The sequence below is a fragment of the Brevundimonas sp. genome, from assembly GCF_035999125.1.
Taxonomy (GTDB): Bacteria; Pseudomonadota; Alphaproteobacteria; order Caulobacterales; family Caulobacteraceae; genus Brevundimonas.
The window spans coordinates 246,737-265,719 of sequence record NZ_DASYGX010000016.1 but is presented as its reverse complement, the minus strand read 5'-3'; the positions used below and the strand labels follow the sequence as shown (position 1 = coordinate 265,719).

At 69.4% G+C, this 18,983-nt stretch carries 19 protein-coding genes; 12 read left to right on the top strand and 7 right to left on the bottom strand.

The features are described from left to right. Nucleotides 1–219 precede the first annotated feature (219 nt). The 3 genes from rimM to ffh form a co-directional block, all read right to left on the bottom strand. A complete protein-coding gene (gene rimM / locus VGN45_RS14395) occupies nt 220–738 on the bottom strand; it encodes a ribosome maturation factor RimM (RefSeq protein WP_327463672.1) in 519 nt (172 codons plus the stop codon). A gap of 160 nt (nt 739–898) precedes the next feature. Beyond that, nucleotides 899–1,513 (bottom strand): 30S ribosomal protein S16, encoded by a 615-nt coding sequence (gene rpsP / locus VGN45_RS14390; protein ID WP_327463670.1) that lies wholly within the window; start codon nt 1,511–1,513, stop codon nt 899–901. A gap of 25 nt (nt 1,514–1,538) precedes the next feature. Continuing rightward, on the bottom strand, nt 1,539–3,068 hold the full coding sequence (ffh, locus tag VGN45_RS14385; RefSeq protein WP_327463668.1) for a signal recognition particle protein: 1,530 nt from the start codon (nt 3,066–3,068) through the stop codon (nt 1,539–1,541). 486 nt (nt 3,069–3,554) lie between these two features. Here ffh and VGN45_RS14380 point away from each other — a divergent pair, with 486 nt between their 5' ends. Further along, nucleotides 3,555–3,875 carry a UrcA family protein gene (locus VGN45_RS14380; RefSeq protein WP_327463666.1) on the top strand — a complete coding sequence of 107 codons (321 nt, stop codon included), beginning with the start codon at nt 3,555–3,557 and terminating at the stop codon, nt 3,873–3,875. Nucleotides 3,876–4,026: 151 nt separating this feature from the next. Here VGN45_RS14380 and VGN45_RS14375 read toward each other — a convergent pair whose 3' ends face one another. Further along, nucleotides 4,027–6,195, bottom strand: a complete 2,169-nt coding sequence (locus VGN45_RS14375) for a M3 family metallopeptidase (protein ID WP_327463664.1) — start codon at nt 6,193–6,195, stop codon at nt 4,027–4,029. A 125-nt stretch (nt 6,196–6,320) separates the two neighbouring features. On the opposite strand from VGN45_RS14375, the gene VGN45_RS14370 reads away from it, so the two are divergent. The 4 genes from VGN45_RS14370 to VGN45_RS14355 all read left to right on the top strand — a co-directional run bounded on the left by VGN45_RS14370 (nt 6,321) and on the right by VGN45_RS14355 (nt 11,148). Then, the gene (locus VGN45_RS14370; protein WP_327463662.1) at nt 6,321–7,181 is read left to right on the top strand and encodes a glutamate racemase; all 861 of its coding nucleotides are present in this window, start codon (nt 6,321–6,323) and stop codon (nt 7,179–7,181) included. A gap of 52 nt (nt 7,182–7,233) precedes the next feature. Then, nucleotides 7,234–7,758 carry a hypothetical protein gene (locus VGN45_RS14365; protein WP_327463660.1) on the top strand — a complete coding sequence of 175 codons (525 nt, stop codon included), beginning with the start codon at nt 7,234–7,236 and terminating at the stop codon, nt 7,756–7,758. Nucleotides 7,759–7,954: 196 nt separating this feature from the next. Continuing rightward, the gene (gene katG, locus VGN45_RS14360) at nt 7,955–10,192 is read left to right on the top strand and encodes a catalase/peroxidase HPI (RefSeq protein WP_327463658.1); all 2,238 of its coding nucleotides are present in this window, start codon (nt 7,955–7,957) and stop codon (nt 10,190–10,192) included. 59 nt (nt 10,193–10,251) lie between these two features. After that, nucleotides 10,252–11,148: a hydrogen peroxide-inducible genes activator gene (locus VGN45_RS14355; protein ID WP_327463720.1), complete on the top strand. Its 897-nt coding sequence runs from the start codon at nt 10,252–10,254 to the stop codon at nt 11,146–11,148. A 6-nt stretch (nt 11,149–11,154) separates the two neighbouring features. On the opposite strand, the gene VGN45_RS14350 is transcribed toward VGN45_RS14355, so the two are convergent. The 3 genes from VGN45_RS14350 to acnA all read right to left on the bottom strand — a co-directional run bounded on the left by VGN45_RS14350 (nt 11,155) and on the right by acnA (nt 14,910). Continuing rightward, on the bottom strand, nt 11,155–11,631 hold the full coding sequence (locus tag VGN45_RS14350; RefSeq protein WP_327463656.1) for an RES family NAD+ phosphorylase: 477 nt from the start codon (nt 11,629–11,631) through the stop codon (nt 11,155–11,157). A 1-nt stretch (nt 11,632) separates the two neighbouring features. Beyond that, on the bottom strand, nt 11,633–12,100 hold the full coding sequence (locus VGN45_RS14345; protein ID WP_327463654.1) for an antitoxin Xre/MbcA/ParS toxin-binding domain-containing protein: 468 nt from the start codon (nt 12,098–12,100) through the stop codon (nt 11,633–11,635). 113 nt (nt 12,101–12,213) lie between these two features. Continuing rightward, nucleotides 12,214–14,910, bottom strand: a complete 2,697-nt coding sequence (gene acnA / locus VGN45_RS14340) for an aconitate hydratase AcnA (protein ID WP_327463652.1) — start codon at nt 14,908–14,910, stop codon at nt 12,214–12,216. 311 nt (nt 14,911–15,221) lie between these two features. On the opposite strand from acnA, the gene ccmA reads away from it, so the two are divergent. Genes ccmA through VGN45_RS14305 form a run of 7 tightly spaced genes read left to right on the top strand, consistent with a single transcriptional unit; the run spans nt 15,222 to nt 18,976 of the window. After that, nucleotides 15,222–15,842, top strand: coding sequence for a heme ABC exporter ATP-binding protein CcmA (ccmA, locus tag VGN45_RS14335; protein ID WP_327463650.1), 621 nt, complete (start codon nt 15,222–15,224; stop codon nt 15,840–15,842). Then, a complete protein-coding gene (locus VGN45_RS14330) occupies nt 15,839–16,504 on the top strand; it encodes a heme exporter protein CcmB (RefSeq protein WP_327463648.1) in 666 nt (221 codons plus the stop codon). The genes ccmA and VGN45_RS14330 overlap by 4 nt, the downstream gene beginning before the upstream one ends. Before the next feature lie 4 nt (nt 16,505–16,508). Beyond that, nucleotides 16,509–17,279 (top strand): LEM-3-like GIY-YIG domain-containing protein, encoded by a 771-nt coding sequence (locus VGN45_RS14325; RefSeq protein ID WP_327463646.1) that lies wholly within the window; start codon nt 16,509–16,511, stop codon nt 17,277–17,279. A gap of 9 nt (nt 17,280–17,288) precedes the next feature. Continuing rightward, nucleotides 17,289–18,011 (top strand): heme ABC transporter permease CcmC, encoded by a 723-nt coding sequence (gene ccmC / locus VGN45_RS14320; protein ID WP_327463644.1) that lies wholly within the window; start codon nt 17,289–17,291, stop codon nt 18,009–18,011. Then, nucleotides 18,011–18,157 carry a heme exporter protein CcmD gene (gene ccmD / locus VGN45_RS14315; protein ID WP_327463642.1) on the top strand — a complete coding sequence of 49 codons (147 nt, stop codon included), beginning with the start codon at nt 18,011–18,013 and terminating at the stop codon, nt 18,155–18,157. Before ccmC ends, ccmD begins: the two co-directional genes overlap by 1 nt. Further along, nucleotides 18,154–18,705: a DsbE family thiol:disulfide interchange protein gene (locus tag VGN45_RS14310; protein WP_327463640.1), complete on the top strand. Its 552-nt coding sequence runs from the start codon at nt 18,154–18,156 to the stop codon at nt 18,703–18,705. Before ccmD ends, VGN45_RS14310 begins: the two co-directional genes overlap by 4 nt. Before the next feature lie 34 nt (nt 18,706–18,739). Continuing rightward, complete coding sequence (locus VGN45_RS14305; RefSeq protein ID WP_327463638.1) at nt 18,740–18,976, top strand: hypothetical protein; 237 nt, start codon at nt 18,740–18,742, stop codon at nt 18,974–18,976. Nucleotides 18,977–18,983: the final 7 nt, after the last annotated feature.

Below are 18,983 nucleotides of genomic sequence, written 5' to 3'. Positions count from 1 at the left end.
GAGGCGCTGGTTCGTCACCAAGGACACCAAGAACCCACGAAGGACACGAAGAGACTTGGCGTGGCGGCGCCGCAGGCGACCCAACCCCGCAGAGAATGAAGGCGCTGCGCGCGGCCAGGGTCGCCTCCCCCTTCGTGTTCTTGGTGGCTTTCCTTCCTTGGTGTCCTTCGTGAAGAACCAACATTTGGAGACGGCCGCGCCGGACGCCGCGAGAAGGGCTCAGTCCCGCTCGTCCACCTCGGCCGGGCGGATGGCGCGCAGCCAGCCGTCGGCCAGGCGCACATCGGGCACGGCGTCGCGGGTGAAGGGCAGGTACCAGGTGGGGCCGCCCTCGGCCGGAGCTATCTCCAGCATGTCGCCGGCGCCGAAATTGGGAACGGACTTCACCGTGCCGATCACGCGGTCTTCGGCGTCGCGGGCGGTCAGGCCGATCAGGTCGGTCAGATAGAACTCGTCCTCGTCCTCGGGCGGCGGCAGGCGGTCGCGGGGGACGAACAGCTTCAGCCCGCGCAGGGCGTCGGCCTGTTCCTTGGTGGCGATCTCCTTCGCCCGGCCGACGATCGCCGTCTTCTCGGGCCGGCCGGAGGTCAGGGTCAGGCCGACGGAGCCGTCGGCGCGCAGCAGGGGGCCATAGGCCAGCAGCGCCATGGGATCGGCCGTCCAGGCGGTGACGCGCACCTCCCCCTTCACGCCGAACCCGCCGGCGACCTGGGCGACGAGGATGAGGTTTTCAGGCACGTCCTTCTCCCCTTGGGGGAGAAGGTGGCTCGCGGAGCGAGACGGATGAGGGGGCCGGTCGGGCCAGGCCCACCCCATCCGTTCGTCATGCGGCCAACAGCCCCCTCATCCGAGCGGCTCCGCCGCCCACCTTCTCCCCCGAGGGGAGAAGGGTTCAAGGTCAGGCTTCGGTCTTCTCTTCCTCGGTCGCCTCGGCGGCCGGGGCTTCTTCGGTCGCTTCCGCGGCCGGAGCTTCCTCGGCGGCGGCTTCGGCCGGGGCCTCTTCCGCGGCGGCTTCGGCGGCCGGGGCCTCCTCGGTCACTTCGGGCTCGGGCTCGGGGGCCGGAGCGTTCTTGGCGGCTTCGGCGGCGGCGGCGGCTTCTTCCTTGGCGCGGGCGGCGGCTTCGGCGGCGTCGGCCTTGGCCTGGGCTTCGGCCTCCAGACGGTCGGCTTCGCGCTGGGCGCGCTCGGCGGCGCGTTCCTGGGCCTTCTTGCCCGGCTCGGCCTTCTTCATGTTCTGGCCCTGGGTCCACTTGACCTTGGCGCCGAGCGTCTCGTCCTGGCTCAGGAAGCGGGCGACGCGGTCGGTCGGCTGGGCGCCCTTGCCCAGCCATTCGGCGATGCGGTCGACCTTCAGGGCAACGCGCTTCTGCTCGCCGTCGCGCGGCAGCATCGGGTTGTAGGTGCCGACGCGCTCGATGAACTTGCCGTCGCGCGGCGAGTGGGAGTCGGCGACGACGATGTAGTAGTAGGGGCGCTTCTTGGCGCCGCCGCGGGCCAGACGGATCTTCAGCATTTTCGGTCTCTTTCTCTAGTCGGTCTTATTTCTTGGGAGGGAAGCCCGGCAGACCCGGAAGGCCCCCCGGAAGTTGTCCGCCGCCCAGCCCGGCGAGCCGGTCCTGGATGGCTTTCAGGTCGTCGGCCGAGGGCTCGGGCATCTTGCCGCCGCCCATCGCCTTCAGGCGCGCCATGTCGGGGCCGCCCATGCCGCCGGGGCCGCCGCCGAGGCCGCCCAGCATGGCGGCCATCTGCTGCATCTTCTTCGGTCCGCCGCGCGACAGGGACTTCACCATGTCGGCCATCTGGCGGTGCTGCTTCAGGACCCGGTTGACCTCCTGCACCTCCACGCCGGCGCCGGCGGCGATGCGGCGCTTGCGGCTGGCGTTCAGCAGGTCGGGCTTCTTGCGCTCCTGTTTGGTCATCGAGGAGATGATGGCTTCCTGACGCGCGATCATGCGGTCGTCGACGCCGCTGTCGGCCATCTGGGCCTTCATCTTCGCCACGCCGGGCAGCATGCCCATGATGCCCTGCAGCCCGCCCATGCGCTTCATCTGCTGCAGCTGGCCCATCAGGTCGTCCAGGTCGAACTGGCCCTTGGCCAGCTTTCTGGCCATCTTCTCGGCCTTGGCCTGGTCCAGCTCCTGACTGGCCTTTTCGACCAGGGCGACGATGTCCCCCTGACCCAGGATCCGTCCGGCGACGCGGCGGGCGTCGAAAACGTCCAGCGCGTCGACCTTCTCGCCCGCGCCCAGATACTTGATCGGCAGGCCGGTCACCGCCCGCATCGACAGCATGGCCCCGCCGCGCCCGTCGCCGTCGGCGCGCGTCAGCACCAGACCCGTCAGCGGCAGCCGCTCGTGGAAGGCCTTGGCGGTCCGCACCGCGTCCTGGCCGGTCAGGCTGTCGGCGACCAGAAGGGTCTCGACCGGCTTGGCGATCGCGGCGACCTCGGCCACCTCGGCCATCAGCCCTTCGTCCAGCGTGATGCGCCCGGCGGTGTCCAGGATCAGGACGTCGAAACCCTGAAGTTTCGCCGACTGCAGCGCGCGCCGCGTGATCTGGACAGCGCTCTCGCCCTGGACGATCGGCAGCGTCGCGACCTCGATCTGCTGACCCAGCGTCGCCAGCTGTTCCATCGCCGCCGGACGACGCGTGTCCAGCGAGGCCATCATGACCTTCTTGCGGTCGAACTTCGTGAGGCGCAGCGCCAGCTTGGCCGAGGTCGTCGTCTTGCCCGAGCCCTGCAGGCCGGCCATCAGCACGACGGCGGGCGGGGTGGCGTTGACGTTGAGCGGGACCGGCTCCTCGCCGCCCAGCATTTCGATCAGGCCGTCATAGACGATCTTGACCACCTGATCGGCGGGCTTGACGGAGCGGATCACCTCTTCGCCCGTGGCGCGCTCGGTGGCGAAGGCGATGAAGTCCTTGACGACCGGCAGGGCGACGTCGGCCTCCAGCAGGGCCACGCGCACCTCGCGCATCGCCTCGGCAACGTCCTTTTCGGACAGGGCGCCGCGACCGGTGATCCGGTCGAAGACGCCTGTCAGCCGCTCGTTCAGAGCCTCGAACATTCAAATCCCTCGCCCATTCCCGGGTCAGGTCGAAGACCTGATCTCAGGGCAATGGGCAAACCCAAACAGCGGGCGCAAAACGACCTCAGCCCCAGTGGACGTATGACGTCGACTGGGGTCCTCTCCCGGCTCGTCCTGACGTGATGCAGGGGTCGTCCGGGAGGAGGCGCGAGGAAGATTGCGCCGGAAGCGGCGGCTTATGGCGGAAAAGGGGGGCGGAGGCAAGGCGGCGCCCTGGCACGCGTCGCCGGGCGTGGCGACGCGGATGTCCATGTTGTCGCCGTTGTGGCGGGCGGTGTGCCTGCGAAAGTCCCTGGATTGTCTCTGCCGATGTGTCGCTCGCGGGGCCCGGCGCGGCGCGGCGTCTGTCCTCGAATTCACGCGGCGTCACCATTCCGCCTTCGGTTTCGCAACGTCCTGCAACGAAGCGTCGCCATTAGGGCGGGGTCGCCGGCAAGAGCGACGATTCCTCCTCAGGAGACCCCGATGAAGACGCTGATCCTGGCCGCCTCCGCGGCCCTTTCGATGGCGGCTCCGGCCGTCGCCGCCGACCCGCTGCGCATCTCGCTGGCCGACCTCGACCTGGGCACCGTCCAGGGAGCCGCCGCGCTGGACGCCCGCATCGACGCCGCCGCCGACGCCCTGTGCCGCGACGCGCGCCGCCCCGGCAGCCGCCTGTCGGACCGCGCCTGGTGCGAGGCCGGCGTGCGCGCCGAGGTCATGGACGCCCTGCCGCGTCGCGCCCGCGCCGATTACGTCCGCGCCACGGACCTGCTGACGGCCCGCGCGCCCGCCGCCGAACGGTGATCGGGTCGACGGACGTGAAAAGGCCCCGGCGGGAAACCGCCGGGGCCTTCTTGTTTGCGCTGCCGCTCGGCTCGCGGAGCCTTGCTGCTTGAGCGCGTTCAGCGCGGCGCCCTCAAGCAGCGAGCGACCGCGTCGCGAGCGCTAGGGCCACTCAGGAGGTCGGGAAGCCCCGGACCTTCAGCAGCGCCGTCACGTCCGGGTCGCGGCCGCGGAAGCGGCGGTAGGCCTCGGCGCGGTCGGTGGTGTTGCCCTCCGCCAGGATGATCTCCTTGTAGCGGCGGCCGATCTCCGGATTGAAGACGTCGCCCGACTCCTCGAAATAGGCCCAGGTGTCGGCGTCCATGACCTCGGACCACAGATAGCTGTAATAGCCGGCCGAATAGGCGTCCGACGTGAACAGGTGATTGAACTGCGGCAGGCGGTGCCGCATCACGATCTCCTTCGGCATGCCGTAGCGCGCCAGGCTTTCGCGTTCGAAGGCGTCGACGTCGGTCGGCGGCGTCGCCTGGGTGTGCAGGTCCATGTCGACCAGCGCCGACGACAGATAGCTGACCGTCGCATAGCCCTGGTTGAAGGTGGCCGCCGCCTCGATCTTGTCGACCAGCGACTGCGGCATCGGCCGGCCGGTCTCCACGTGCTTCATGTAGCCGTCCAGGATCGGCCGGCTCAGCACCCAGTGCTCGTGCACCTGCGACGGATATTCGACGTAGTCGCGCGGCGTGCCGGCCAGCGACGGATAGGTCACCTTCGACGACAGGCTGTGCAAGGCGTGGCCGAACTCGTGGAACAGGGTCTCGGCGTCGTCCAGCGAGATGAGCAGCGGCGCGCCGCCCTCGGCCTTGATGAAGTTGTTGTTGTTCGACGACAGGACGTTCTTGACGCCATCGTACGTCGAATAGCTGCGGTAGGTCGTGGCCCAGGCGCCCGAACGCTTGCCCGTGCGGGCGAAGTCGTCGGAATAGAACAGGCCCACGTGGCGCCCGTCGGACTTGGTCTTGACCTCGAACACCTCGACGTCGGGATGGAAGCCCGGCACCGACCCGGCCGGGACCGGCGTGAACTCGAAGTCGTACAGCCGGCCCGCCATGTAGAAGGCGCCCTGCTTGACGGCGTTCAGCTCGAAATACGGTTTGATCTCGTTCTGATCCAGGTCGTACTTCGCCTTGCGGACCTTCTCGGCGAAATACAGATAGTCCCACGGCTCGATGTCGTGACCGGCGATGGCGCGCATGTCGGCGACCTCCTCGGCCACGCGGGCGACGGCCGGACGCCAGACGCGCATCATCAGGTCCATGGCCGCCGCAGGCGTCTTGGCCATGGTGTCCTGCATCCGCCATTCGGCGTGGTTGGCGTAGCCCAGGAGCTTCGCCCGCTGGGCGCGCAGACGCACGATCTCGGCGATCGTCGCATTGGTGTCGTTTCCGTCGCCGTTGTCGCCGCGGTTGACGAACTTGCGCCACACCGCTTCCCGCAGGGCGCGGTCGTCGGCCGTGGTCAGGAAGGGATCGACGCTGGAGCGGGTGTTGACGACGGCCCAGCCTTGCAGATTGCGGGCGCGGGCGGCCGCGGCGGCGGCGGCCTTGTCGGAGGCGGTCAGGCCGGCGACGCCGCTTTCGTTCGGGATGTGGGTCCAGGTCTTCTCGTCCTCGACCACCTTCTGGCCGAAGCTGGTGAAGGCCTGGGACAGGGCGGTGTTGATGCGGCCCAGCTCGGCCTTGCCGGCGGCGTCCAACTGGGCGCCCGACCGGATGAAGCCGTCGCGGCTGCGCTCGGCCAGGCGCTTCTGCTCGGCCGTCAGCCCCAGAGCGTCGGCATCGTCGGCCACCGTCTTGATGCGCTGGAACAGCCTCTCATTGAAGGTGATCTCGTTCGACGCCTGGGTCAGCAGCGGCGAGACCTCGCGTTGCAGGGCCTGATAGTCTGCCGAACCGATGTTGCCGGTCATCACGCCGAACAGGGCCAGGGCGCGGCCCAGCGGCTCGCCCGCCATCTGGTTGGCGACCAGGGTGTTGCCGAAGGTCGGCGGGGCCGCATTGTTCGCGATGGCCAGGTACTCGGCGCGCTGCAGCTCGATGCCCTCGACGATGGCGACCTTCAGCTTCTCGGCCGTGACCTTGTCCCATGGGGGCACGCCGTCGTACGGACCGGTCCATTCCTGAAGCAGTTCGGCGCGCGGCGTCTGGACCGGCAGGATCGCCTTGGCCTCGGCGGCGTCGGCCTCCAGGGTGGCGGCCGGGACGGAGCCGGAGGCCCCCGCCGTGGCGCAGCCGGCCAGGGCGAACAGGCTGCCGCCGGCGATCAGGAAATGGCGTCTTTGCATGACGAAGGGGCTCCGTGTGTCGAAATCGGTCGCGGACCTTGGACCGTAGCCGCCTGACTGTCACCTGAACGGGCCGTAATGTTCGGCCATGGCGCCTGCGGCCGTCGGTCGCTAAAGGGGCGGCCATGGCCATGGGCGTATTCGATTCCGGCGTGGGCGGGCTGACCGTCCATCGCGAGCTGACCCGGCGGTTTCCGACCGCGGACTTCGTCTATCTGGCCGACCAGGCCATGGCCCCCTACGGCGGCCGCGGCGGCGAGGAGATCGTCGATCTGACCCGCGCGGGCTGCGAGCGGCTGGTGCAGGCGGGGGCCAGCCTGATCGTGCTGGCCTGCAACACCGCCTCGGCCATCGCGCTGCGCCGTCTGCAGCAGACCTGGGTTCCGGTCGTGCGCGAGCGGACGGGCCGGCCGATCAACGTGCTGGGCATCATCGTGCCGACGATCGAGGCGGCGACCGGCCTGCCCTGGACCTATGAGGCCGAAAGCCTGCGCGAGGAGGGCGAGAAGCGCGAGGCGATCGAGATCACCGGCGTCTTCTGCACCGCCGCCACGGCGATGAGCCGGGTCTATGAGATCGAGATCGACAAGCGCCGCGACGACCTGGCGGTCTTTTCCGAGCCCTGTCCCGGTCTGGCCGGCCTGATCGAACTGGGCGCGCCGGACGACGAGCTGGAGGTGGTGGTCCGCGACCACGTCGACGCCCTGCGCCGCCGCGTCGGCCGCCATCCGGACAAGGCCATCCTGGGCTGCACCCACTACGAGATCGTCGCCGACGTCTTCGCCCGCGCGCTGCCGGAGGGGACGCCGCTGATCCATCAGCCGTCGGCGGTGGCGGACGCGCTGGATCGCTACGTGGCCCATCACCCGGAGTACGGTCTGGGCACGAGCGCGGGGCGGGTGTTCCTGACGACCGGGCAGGCGGGGCCGCAAAGCGACCGCGTCGCCCGCTTCTGGGGCGCGCCGCTGACCTTCGATCCGGCTTGACGGGTCGCCTCGCCGGGCGCTGGATCGGCGCCCATGTCGAAGGGAGGTCGCCATGCGCGCCATTCTGATCGCCGTCGCCGCGTCGTTCGCCTTCGCCGCACCCGCCGCGGCCGAGATCGTGTCGCGGAGCGAGAACGGCTTCACCTTGAAGTTCGTGTCATCGACGGACATCGATCCCGCCGACATTCCGACGGCGCTTGAGGACGTGGCCCTGTGGTGGGACGGGGACCACAGCTACACCGGCGACGCGGCCAATCTGAGCCTGGATCTGAGCCCCGGCGGGTGCTGGTGCGAGAAGATGCCGGACGGCACGGCTTTCGATCATGGCCGCACGGTCTCGGTCGCGGCGGATCGCATTAAGTTCAGCGCGCCGTTCGGGCCCCTGCGCGGCAAGGCGACGACGGCGGACCTGATCGTGACCTGGCCCGGCGCCAACCGGGGCTGGGACGTGACCTGGACCATGGTTGTGGAGGGACCGGGCGTCGGTGCGATGGCCGATGCCGTCCACGGCGTCATGGAGGCGGGGTTCCAGCGCTGGGTCCGGTTCCTGGAGTACGGCGAGCCGCACCCGGAGTGATGTCGTAGCGCGGATCTAAGGAGCGCGGACGTCCACGTCCGCGTCTTGCGGCGAAGGGATTTCGCGGACCTGGAGGTCCGCGCTCCTTTCTCATGTGCGATAACCTCAGCCATGGTCGGCGACAAGGTTTATCGATTTTCCTTTTGGGCCGTTCGGGCCTAGAAGGCGGGCCTCACCTTTCACAATGAGGCCAGTCATGGACGGAAACGACCGCAGCCCGCTCAGCGATCCCAGCAAGAAGTCCGCCGCTCTGCGGTCCCTTCTGGGCCGGACCAACCGCGACTGGTGGCCCAACACCCTGTCCGTCGACATCCTGCACCAGCAGGGCCGGACCGGCGATCCGATGGGCGACGGCTTCGACTATGCCGAGGCGTTCAAGAAGCTGGACCACGCCGCGGTCAAGCGCGACCTGCACGCCCTGATGACCGACAGCCAGCCGTGGTGGCCGGCGGACTACGGCCACTATGGCCCCTTCTTCATCCGCATGGCCTGGCACGCGGCGGGCACCTATCGCACCGGCGACGGCCGCGGCGGCGCCAACTCGGGCCAGCAGCGGTTCGCCCCGCTGAACTCGTGGCCGGACAACGGCAACCTGGACAAGGCGCGCCGCCTGCTGTGGCCGATCAAGGCCAAGTACGGCGCCGCCCTCAGCTGGGCCGACCTGTTCATCCTGGCCGGCAACGTGGCGATCGAATCGATGGGCGGGCCGGTGTTCGGCTTCGGCGGCGGCCGCGCCGACGTCTGGGAGCCGGAAAAGGACGTCTACTGGGGCACCGAAGAGAATTGGGTGAAGGGCGAGGAGACCCGCATCCAGCCCGACAAGGAGATGGCGCTGGAAGAGCCGCTGGCCGCCATCCAGATGGGCCTGATCTACGTCAATCCGGAAGGGCCCGGCGGTCACCCGGACGCGATTCAGTCGGCGCGCGACATCCGCGAGACCTTCGCCCGCATGGGCATGAACGACGTCGAGACGGTCGCCCTGACCGTCGGCGGCCACACCTTCGGCAAGGCGCACGGAAACGGCGACGCCTCGAAGGTCGGCGTCAGCCCTGAAGGCGCCGACATCGCCCAGCAGGGCATGGGCTGGGTCTCGGGCCACGAAAGCGGAATGGGCGACCACACAATCACCTCGGGCATCGAGGGGTCGTGGACGCCGACGCCCATCACCTGGGACATGACCTATTTCGACATGCTGCTGGACCACGAATACGAGCTGGTCCGCTCGCCTGCGGGCGCCAAGCAGTGGCAACCGGTCGGCAATCCGCCGGAAACCCTGGCCCCGGCCGCCCACACCCCGGGCAAGAAGGTGCCGACGATGATGACCACCGCCGACATGGCGATGAAGGTCGACCCGTCGTACCGCAAGGTGCTGGAGCAGTTCCGCGCCGATCCGGCGTACTTCGCCGACCAGTTCGCCCGCGCCTGGTTCAAGCTGTGCCACCGCGACATGGGCCCCAAGGCCCGCTACCTGGGCCCGGACGTTCCGGCCGAGGATCTGATCTGGCAGGATCCGATCCCGGCGCATGTCGGCCCGCAGCTGACCGACGCGGACGTGAAGGCGCTGAAGGACAGGATCGCCGCGTCCGGCCTGTCGGTCGCCGACCTGGTCCGCACGGCCTGGGCCTCGGCCGCCACCTGGCGCGGTTCGGACCACCGCGGCGGCGCCAACGGCGCGCGCATCCGACTGGCCCCGCAGAAGGACTGGGACGTCAATGAGCCGGCCAAGCTGGCCAAGGTCCTGGCCGTCTATGAGGACGTCAAGGCGTCGTCGGGCCTCAACGTCTCGATCGCCGACCTGATCGTGCTGGGCGGCGGCGTGGGCGTGGAGCAGGCGGCCAAGGCCGCCGGTCACGACGTGGTGGTGCCCTTCACCCCGGGCCGAACCGACGCGACGGCCGAACAGACCGACGTCGACGGCTTCAAGGTGCTGGAACCCCGCGCCGACGGCTTCCGCAACTATCTGCAGGTCAAGTTCAACGTCCCGACCGAGGAACTGCTGATCGATCGGGCTCAACTGCTGGGCCTCAGCGCCCCGCAGATGACCGTCCTGGTCGGCGGCCTGCGCGTGCTGGGCGTCAACCACGGCGACGGCGCCCACGGCGTCTTCACCGAGCGCAAGGGCCAGCTGACCAACGACTTCTTCGTCAACCTGCTGGACATGCGAACGGGCTGGAAACAGGTCGACGACTCCGGCGACGAGACGTTCGTCGGCACGGACCGCGTCACGGGCGAGCAGCGCTGGACCGCGACGCGGACCGACCTGGTGTTCGGCTCGAACTCCCTGCTGCGCGCCCTGGCCGAGGTCTACGCCTCGTCCGACGCGACGGAAAAGTTCGTGCGCGACTTCGTGGCCGCCTGGGTCAAGGTCATGGAGAACGACCGCTACGACCTGCCGCGCGCCCGCAAGGCCGCCAAGGAAGCGGGTCAGGTCTGATCGCCCGATCCGATCGGTCGGCGCGGCGTCGGGCATAGGGGATCCCCATGTCCGGCGCCGTGCTGCCCACCCTTCGACAGCTGCAGTATCTGAAGCTGCTGGCCGAGCACGGCTCATTCAGTCGGGCGGCCGAGGCCGCGCACGTCAGCCAGCCGGCCCTGTCCAGCGGGGTGCAGGAGCTTGAGCGCATCCTGGGCGCCCCGGTCGTGGAACGCACCCGGGGCCGCGTGACCCTGACCGCCGTCGGCGCCGAGGCCGTGCGCCGGGCCGAGGACGTGCTGGCCCGCACCGAGGATCTTGTCGAGGCCGCGCGCAACGCCGGCAAGCCGCTGTCGGGCAGGTTCCGCCTCGGCGTGATCCCGACCATCGCGCCCTTCCTGCTGCCCGCGCGCCTGCCCGCGCTGAAGACGGCGCATCCGGAACTGAAGCTGTTCATCCGCGAGGACCTGACGCCCCGGCTGGTCGGCGAGCTGAAGGGCGGGCGGCTGGACGCCGCGGTGATAGCCCTGCCGTATTCCGCGTCGGGACTGGATCACGCCCGCATCGGGGACGACGCCATCCTGGCCGCCGCCCCGGCGGGACACCGGCTGGCGGGCGAGGGGCCGGTCAGGTCCGGCGCCCTGACGTCGGACGACCTGATCCTGCTGGAAGACGGCCACTGCCTGCGCGATCAGGCGCTGGCCGCCCTCTCGCTGGAGGCGCCCAAGGGCGACGACGTCTTCGCCGCGACCAGCCTGCACACCCTGGTTCAGATGATCTCGTCCGGCCTCGGCGTCAGCTTCCTGCCCGAAATGGCGGTGCGGGCCGGTCTGGCCGACATGCCCGGCGTCGTGGTCCGGCCGCTGGCCGGAGGCGAGGGCCGCGCGCCCAGCCGCGAGATCGTGGTCGCCTGGCGCAAGGGCTCCAGCCGCGCGGCGGAGGCGCGGCTGCTGGCCGAGGAACTGCGGCTGGATTGAAATCGGTCAATCGAACAACCGCGCGTCCCACCAAACCGGCGTCTCCAGACCGGGCGCGACGCCCGCGAAGTCGGGATGGGCGGTGTTGAAGACGAAATTGCGCTCCATCCGCGCGACGACCGAGGGAACGATCAGAACGGCTGAACGTCCCTGGGCGCACCAGGCGCGTCCGAAGGCGCGCGACGCGCCGCCACCGGCCTCGGCCCAGCCGGCGAGCAGATCCGGATTGACGACTTCGTAGGACGTGCCGGCCGGGATGTGAATGCGGACGAAATGCTGGCCGCTCGGCAGGGCGCCGGAGAAATGCACCAGTTTCTCCAGCATGGCGGTGGAATAGTGCTCCGATGCATAGATCACGCGATCGCCCGCCTCGTGCCATCGACCCGAAGCGTTGCGTGCGCCCCCGTCGCTCCAGATCGGAAACTCGCCCAGGGGATCGCCTATGCGGTGGCCGACGAGGGAATCGTCCAGCCGGCGGATCATGTCAGACCGCGAAACCCGCCGAGGCGCGCCGCACCAGATTGATCACGGCGTCGGCGCCGGCCGAACTTGACCGGGCCATGTCCAGCGGCGTGCGTCCCCCCAACAGCGGATGCGGGTCGCCCAGAAAACGGGACACCAGCGCCGCGTCGCCGTGATAGGCCCGGCCGACGGCATCGACCACGCGACCGACCTCATACAGCCGCTCGCTCATCTCTCGCGACAGGGGTTTCCGGGCTTTGCGGGCACGCCGCAGCGTCGCCTCGGGGATGACCCGCCCGATCACCTGGGGCATGCCGATGACGTCGCCCAAGGCTGCCGCCGACGCGGGGCGGAGTCCGCTCGCCACCCGATCCGCCAGGGTCACGTCATTCAGAGCCGGCCCGTCGTCGAGTCCCAGCAGGCGGCCTATGCGTGCGGCGTCGCCGCTCGGTAGAGTTTGAGGCTCCGAATAGATGTCCAGGGCGGTCATCGTTGTCTCCGTCGCATGACGACATAATGGGCGTCATATGGCGCGTGCACAACATGGGGCACGAAAAAGGCCGGCGGGGTCTCCGCCGGCCTTGATCGTGTTGGATTGTGCCTTCAGCCCGCCGCCAGGTTCCTCAGCACGTAGGGCATGACGCCGCCGGCGCGGAAGTAGTCGAGCTCGGTCTGGTTGTCGATGCGGCAGCGGACCGGGAAGCGGGCCATCTTGCCGTCCGAGGCGCGGAACAGCTCGACCCACAGGTCCTGACGCGGCTTCAGCTTGCCGACGTTGGCGTCGGACAGTCCGCGGATGGTGACGATCTCCTCGCCGGTCAGGCCCAGACGGGTCCAGCCCTCCTGCTTGAACTGCAGCGGGACCACGCCCATGCCGATCAGGTTGGAGCGGTGGATGCGCTCATAGGACTCCGCGATCACCGCGCGAACGCCCAAGAGACGCGTGCCCTTGGCCGCCCAGTCGCGCGACGAGCCCGTGCCGTATTCCTTGCCCGCGAACACCACCAGCGGACGGCCCTCGGCCTGATAGCGCATGGCCGCGTCGTAGATCGACATGACCTCGCCGGACGGGAAGTGCTTCGTCACCCCGCCCTCGATCTCGGGCGTGATCCTGTTGCGGATGCGGATGTTGGCGAAGGTGCCGCGCATCATGACTTCGTGGTTGCCGCGGCGCGCGCCGTAGCTGTTGAAGTCCAGCGGGTCGACGCCGTGGTCGACCAGATACTTGCCGGCCGGCGACGACGCCTTGATCGAGCCTGCGGGGCTGATGTGGTCGGTGGTGATGCTGTCGCCGAAGATGCCCAGGATGCGGGCCTCGACCACGTCCTTGACCGGCGCGGCCTCCATCGACATGCCGTCGAAATAGGGCGGGTTCTGCACATAGGTGGAGGCGCCGTCCCACTGATAGGTCTGGCCGCCCTCGACCGAGATCGCCTGCCAGTGTTTGTCGCCCTTGAAGACGTCCTTGTAGCGCTTGGCGAACATGGCCGGGGTGACCGACTTCTTCTGGATGTCGGCGATCTCCTGCGACGTCGGCCAGACGTCCTTCAGGAAGACGTCCTTGCCCTTCTTGTCCTGGCCGATCGGCTGGGTGGCCAGGTCGATGCGCATCGAGCCGGCCAAGGCATAGGCGACCACCAGCGGCGGCGAGGCCAGGTAGTTGGCCTGCACGTCCGGATTCACCCGACCCTCGAAGTTCCGGTTGCCCGACAGCACGCTGGTGGCGACCAGCCCGTTCTCGTTGATGGCCTTCGAGATCGCCGGATCCAGCGGGCCGGAGTTGCCGATGCAGGTTGTGCAGCCGTAGCCGACAAGGTTGAAGCCGAGCGCGTCCAGATCCTTGGTCAGGCCGGCGTCGGTCAGATAGTCGGTCACGACTTGCGAACCGGGCGCCAGCGAGGTCTTGACCCACGGCTTGGGCTTCAGGCCCAGGGCGTTGGCCTTGCGCGCCACCAGGCCGGCGGCGATCAGGACCGAGGGGTTGGACGTGTTGGTGCAGCTGGTGATGGCGGCGATCACCACGTCGCCGTCACCGACGTCGAACTTCTGACCCTCGATCGCGACGCGCGCGGCGTCGGCCGGGCGGGCGAAGGTCCCGGTCAGGTGCGCCTCGAACTCGGCGGCGGCCGAGGTCAGCTCGACCTTGTCCTGCGGGCGCTTCGGACCGGCCAGCGACGGCACGACGGAGCCCAGGTCCAGTTCCAGCACGTCGCTGAACACCGGCTCCTCCGAGCCCGGCTCGATCCACAGTCCTTGCGCCTTCGCATAGGCTTCGACCAGGGCGACGCGCGCTTTGTCGCGGCCGGTGGCGGTCAGATAGTCAATCGTCGCCTGCGAGGTCGGGAAAAAGCCGCAGGTCGCGCCGTATTCCGGGGCCATGTTGGCGATGGTGGCCTGGTCTTCCAGCGTCATGCCGGCCAGGGCGTCGCCGAAGAACTCCACGAACTTGCCGACCACGCCCTTCTTGCGCAGCATCTGGGTGACGGTCAGCACCAGATCGGTGGCCGTGGCGCCCTCGGGCAGCTTGCCGGTCAGTTTGAAGCCGACGATCTCGGGGATCAGCATCGGGATCGGCTGGCCCAGCATGGCGGCCTCAGCCTCGATGCCGCCGACCCCCCAGCCCAGAACGGCCAGGCCGTTGATCATGGTGGTGTGGCTGTCGGTGCCCACGACGGTGTCGGGATAGGCGATGGTCGCCTTCCCTTCCGCGTCCGTCCACACGGTCTGGGCCAGGTTCTCCAGGTTGACCTGGTGGCAGATGCCGGTGCCGGGCGGCACGACGCGGAAGTTGTTGAAGGCCGACGAGCCCCAACGCAGGAATTTGTAGCGCTCGATGTTGCGCTCGTACTCCCGCTCGACGTTGGCTTCGAAGGCGCCCGGCGTGCCGAAGTGGTCGACCATCACCGAGTGGTCGATGACCAGGTCGACGGGGTTCAGCGGATTGATCTTCGAAGGATCGGCGCCAAGGCCGGTCATGGCGTCGCGCATGGCCGCCAGGTCGACGACTGCCGGCACGCCGGTGAAGTCCTGCATCAGGACGCGCGCGGGGCGGAAGGCGATCTCGTGCTCGACCGAGCCCTTGTTCTCGATCCAGGCGGCCACGGCCTTGAGATCGGCCTCGGTGACCGAGACGCCGTCCTCGTTGCGCAGCAGGTTCTCCAGCAGCACCTTCATGGAGCGCGGCAGACGCGAGATGCCGGTCAGACCGGCTTCCTCGGCGGCGGGAAGGCTGTAATAGGCGTATTTCTTGCGCCCGACGGTCATGTCCCGGCGGGTTTTCAGGCTGTCGACTGACGGCATGGGAGGCTTCCTCTGGTCATCGCCGCCCGAACATCCGGTCGCACCCTCCCGCGCATATCGACGGGGCGCACAGGTCCCCGCCGCGCGCGCTCAGGGCCTGCTGCGGCTGCGGCGGTCATAATCCCCCCGCGCGCGCCCGTCCATGAGTCCCCGACGCCGTCATGGACATTGAGAAGGGTTCTCATTTCTTCTCTCCCTCCCCTTCATGGGGAGGGAAGATCGCGCAGCGATCAGGGTGGGGCGATGTCTGTGTACCCCACCCGGGCTCGCCAAGGCTCGCCGTCCCTCCCCATGAAGGGGAGGGAGATATCGTGATCACCGCCCTGCACATCACCAACCTGTCCATCACGCGCGGCGAGCGGCGACTGTTCGAGGGACTGTCGTTCGACCTGAAAGCCGGCGAGGCGGCGCAGCTGACCGGGGCCAACGGGGCGGGCAAGACGTCGCTGCTGCGCGCCGTCGCGGGCCTGCTGCGGCCGGACGCGGGGCAGGTGAGGTTCGACGGCGCCGCCGGTGCGATCGATCCCGGCACGGCGCGGGCGTCGGCCGTGCAGATGCTGGCGCATCAGGAGGGATTCCGGCCCGGCCGCACGGCCCGGGCGGAGCTGGCGTTTCAGGCGCGGTGGTTCGGCGCGACGGAAGCCGCGGTGACGGCGGCGGCGAAGCGACTGGACCTGATCCCCCTCCTCGATCTCGAGGTTCGGGTGCTGTCGGCAGGGCAGAGGCGCCGGCTGGCGCTGGCCTCGCTGGTGGCGGCGAACCGGCCGCTGTGGCTGCTGGACGAGCCGCTGGCCCCGCTGGACGCGCGGCGCCGGGCGCAGGCCGCGGAGATCATGGCCGAGCATCTGAACGGCGGCGGAATGATCCTGGCCGCCGTGCACGATCCCCTGCCCGTCGCGGCGCGCGAGATCGTGGTGGGGGCGCCGGCATGAGCGCGCTGTCGCTGCTGTATCGGCGCGAGGTCGCGCTGCTGTGGGCCGGGGGCGGGGGGCCGCTGCTGGCGTGTGGATTCGCGCTGGCGGTGACCGCGGCCCTGCCGCTGGCCATCGGGTCGGAGCCGGTGCGGCTGGTCCCGATCGCGGCGGGGGCGACGTGGATCGTGCTGGCGCTGGCGTCGCTGCTTTCCCTTGAGCGCCTGTTCGAGCGGGATCACGAGGACGGGGCCCTCGACCTGCTGGCGCTGGGCCCGCTGACGCTGGAAGCTGTGTTCGCGCTCAAGACGGCGGCTCAGTGGACGGCCGTCGGCCTGCCGCTGGCGCTGGCGGCGCCGGTCGCGGCCCTGTCGCTGGGGCTGGAGCCGGCGCTGGCCCCGCTGACGGCCGGGGCGGCGGCGCTGGCGGGGCTGGCGTTCGCGGCCGTGGGCGCCCTGGCGGCGGCCCTGTCGCTGGGGTCCAAGCGCGGCGGCCTGCTGGTCGCCGTGATCGCCCTGCCGCTGTACGCGCCGCCGGTGATCTTCGGCGCCGGCGCGGTGACGGCGGCGCAGGAGGGCACGCCGGTCGGCCCGGCGCTGGCGCTTCTTGCGGCCTATGCCCTGTTCGCCTGCGCCCTGGCCCCGTTCGCCGGCGCGGCGGCCATCCGCAACGCGCAAGGGTAGTGGAATGACGACCAAGCAAACATTCTCGTCTGAGGTTGCCGAACGACTTGGCTATTACGTCTACCGACTGATCGACCCCCGAAACGGCGAGACATTCTATGTGGGGAAAGGCCAGGGGGATCGAGTCTTCCATCACGCTGCGGGTGACTTGGGATCCCAGGGAGACGAGACCGCGGAAAAGCTGGCCCGCATCCGCAAAATCCGGCTCGCTGGCTTTGATGTCGCCCACGTGATTCACCGGCATGGCTTGGCGAATGAGGTAGCCCTAGAGGTCGAGGCGGCGGTGATGGACGCCTACCCCGGCTTGACTAATCAGCAAGGCGGCCATGGATCTTCGGATTTCGGGGTCGCTCATGCGGACGAGATAATCGAACGATATGCAGCTCCCGAAGTGGTTTTCGGGCACCGTGTCGTCATGATCACCATTAACCAGACTGCGGCCGACCAGTCGGTTTATGAGGCCGTCCGGTTTGCATGGAAGATCAGCCGCTCGAAGGCGGAGGCTGCCGAGTATGTCCTTGCAGTGGTGAAGGGGATGGTCGTCGGTGCGTTCGTCGCGGATCGATGGCTACCTGCCACTTCGGCAAACTTCCTAAACAAACCCGACCGTCCCGATCGCCTTGGCTTCTACGGTCGGGAAGCGCCGGCCGACATCCGCAAACTCTACGAGCGAAAGCGCGTACCGGATCGATTCCGGCAGAAGGGTGCGGCAAATCCGATCAAGTATGCTGGGTCCGACTTGACGACGCTTGAGCCTGACAAGGCCGGGCGGTAAGGCGCGATCATGTTCGGTCTGGCCAATCCCGAGCGCTTCATGCGCTTTTCGGCGCCGCTGGTCGGGCCGCTGTGGATCGCGGCCGGGCTGCTGCTGACCGTGGGGGCCTGGCTGTCGCTGACGGCGCCGCCCGACTATCAGCAGGGCGACAGCGTGCGGATCATGTTCGTGCACGTGCCGGCCGCCTCGATGGGGCTGATGGCCTATGCGGCGCTGGGGATCAGCTGCCTGTTCTCGCTGGTGTGGCGTCACCCGCTGGCCGACGCCGCGGCGCGCGCCGCGGCCGTGCCAGGCGCGGCCTATACCGGGCTGGCGCTGATCACCGGGGCGGTGTGGGGCAAGCCGATGTGGGGCACCTGGTGGACCTGGGGCGACGCGCGGCTGGTGTCGGTGCTGGTGCTGTTCCTGTTCTATCTGGCCTGGCTGGCGCTGAGGGCCGCGATCGAGGACGAGGCCAAGGCCGCGCGCGCCGCCGCCGTGCTGGGCCTCGTCGGCCTGATCAACCTGCCGATCGTGAAGTTCTCGGTCGACTGGTGGAACACCCTGCATCAGCCCGCCAGCCTGCTGCGGGCCGACGGGCCCGCCATGACGGCCACCTATCTGACGCCGCTGCTGACGATGATGGCGGCCTATGGCGTCCTGTTCGCGGCGGTGTGGATCACCGGCATCCGGACCGAGGTGTTGAACCGCCGCCTGCGGACCCTGCGCGCCCGCCGCGCGATGGAGGCCTGATGCCCGAGATCGCCCGCAGCTATGTCGAGTACGTCGCCGTCGCTTGGGGCGTCAGCGCGGTCGTGCTGGCCGTCGTCGCGGGGCGGGCGGTCCTGGCCGCGCGTCGGGTGCGGGCGCGGCTGAAGGAACTGGAGGACGGCGAATGAGCCGCTGGCTGGCCTTCCTGCCGCTGGTCGTGCTGGCGGCGCTGGCGGCCCTGTTCATCGGCTGGTCGCTGAAGCGCGATCCGGACGTGAAGCCCGCCGCCCTGGTCGGCCGGCCCGTGCCGGAGACGGTGCTGCCGATGCTCGCGGCCGACGGCACGGGCGCGGTGCTGGACCTGAAGACCGCCGGGCGCGGGCGGCCGATGCTGATCAACGTCTTCGCCAGCTGGTGCGCGCCTTGCCGAGTGGAGCACCCGAAACTGCTGGCGCTCAAGGAACAGGGCGTCACCGTGATCGGCGTCGCCTACAAGGACCGGCCGGAAGACACGCGCGCCTTCCTGACCGAGCTGGGCGACCCCTTCGCCTTCGTGCTGGTGGACGCGGACGGCCAGGCGGGTCTGGACCTGGGCATCACCGGCGCGCCCGAGACCTTCGCGGTCAACGCCATGGGCACGGTCACGGCCAAGCATTCCGGCGCCCTGGTCGAGGACGCCGAAGTGGCGCGGCTGGTCGCGGCGATGCAGGACGTCGCGCCCCAGGCGCGGCGTTAACCGTTCCGCGACGGATTTCGTTAACCCTGCGGGCATGACCGCCATCGGACCCGGCTTCGCCCCCGTCGTCACTCCCGTCCAGACCGGCGCGGCCCCCGGCGCGCGCGCCGCCCAGGCCGCCTTCTTCCGCACCGCCATGGCGGCCGCCCAGACGATCCAGCCGATCGCGCCCGTGCCGGCGCCGGCGCCTCAGGTGAGGACCGCGCCCACGGACGAGGCCGAACAGATCCGACCCACCCGGCCCGGCGCGCTGCTGGACATCCGCGTCTGACCCCTTC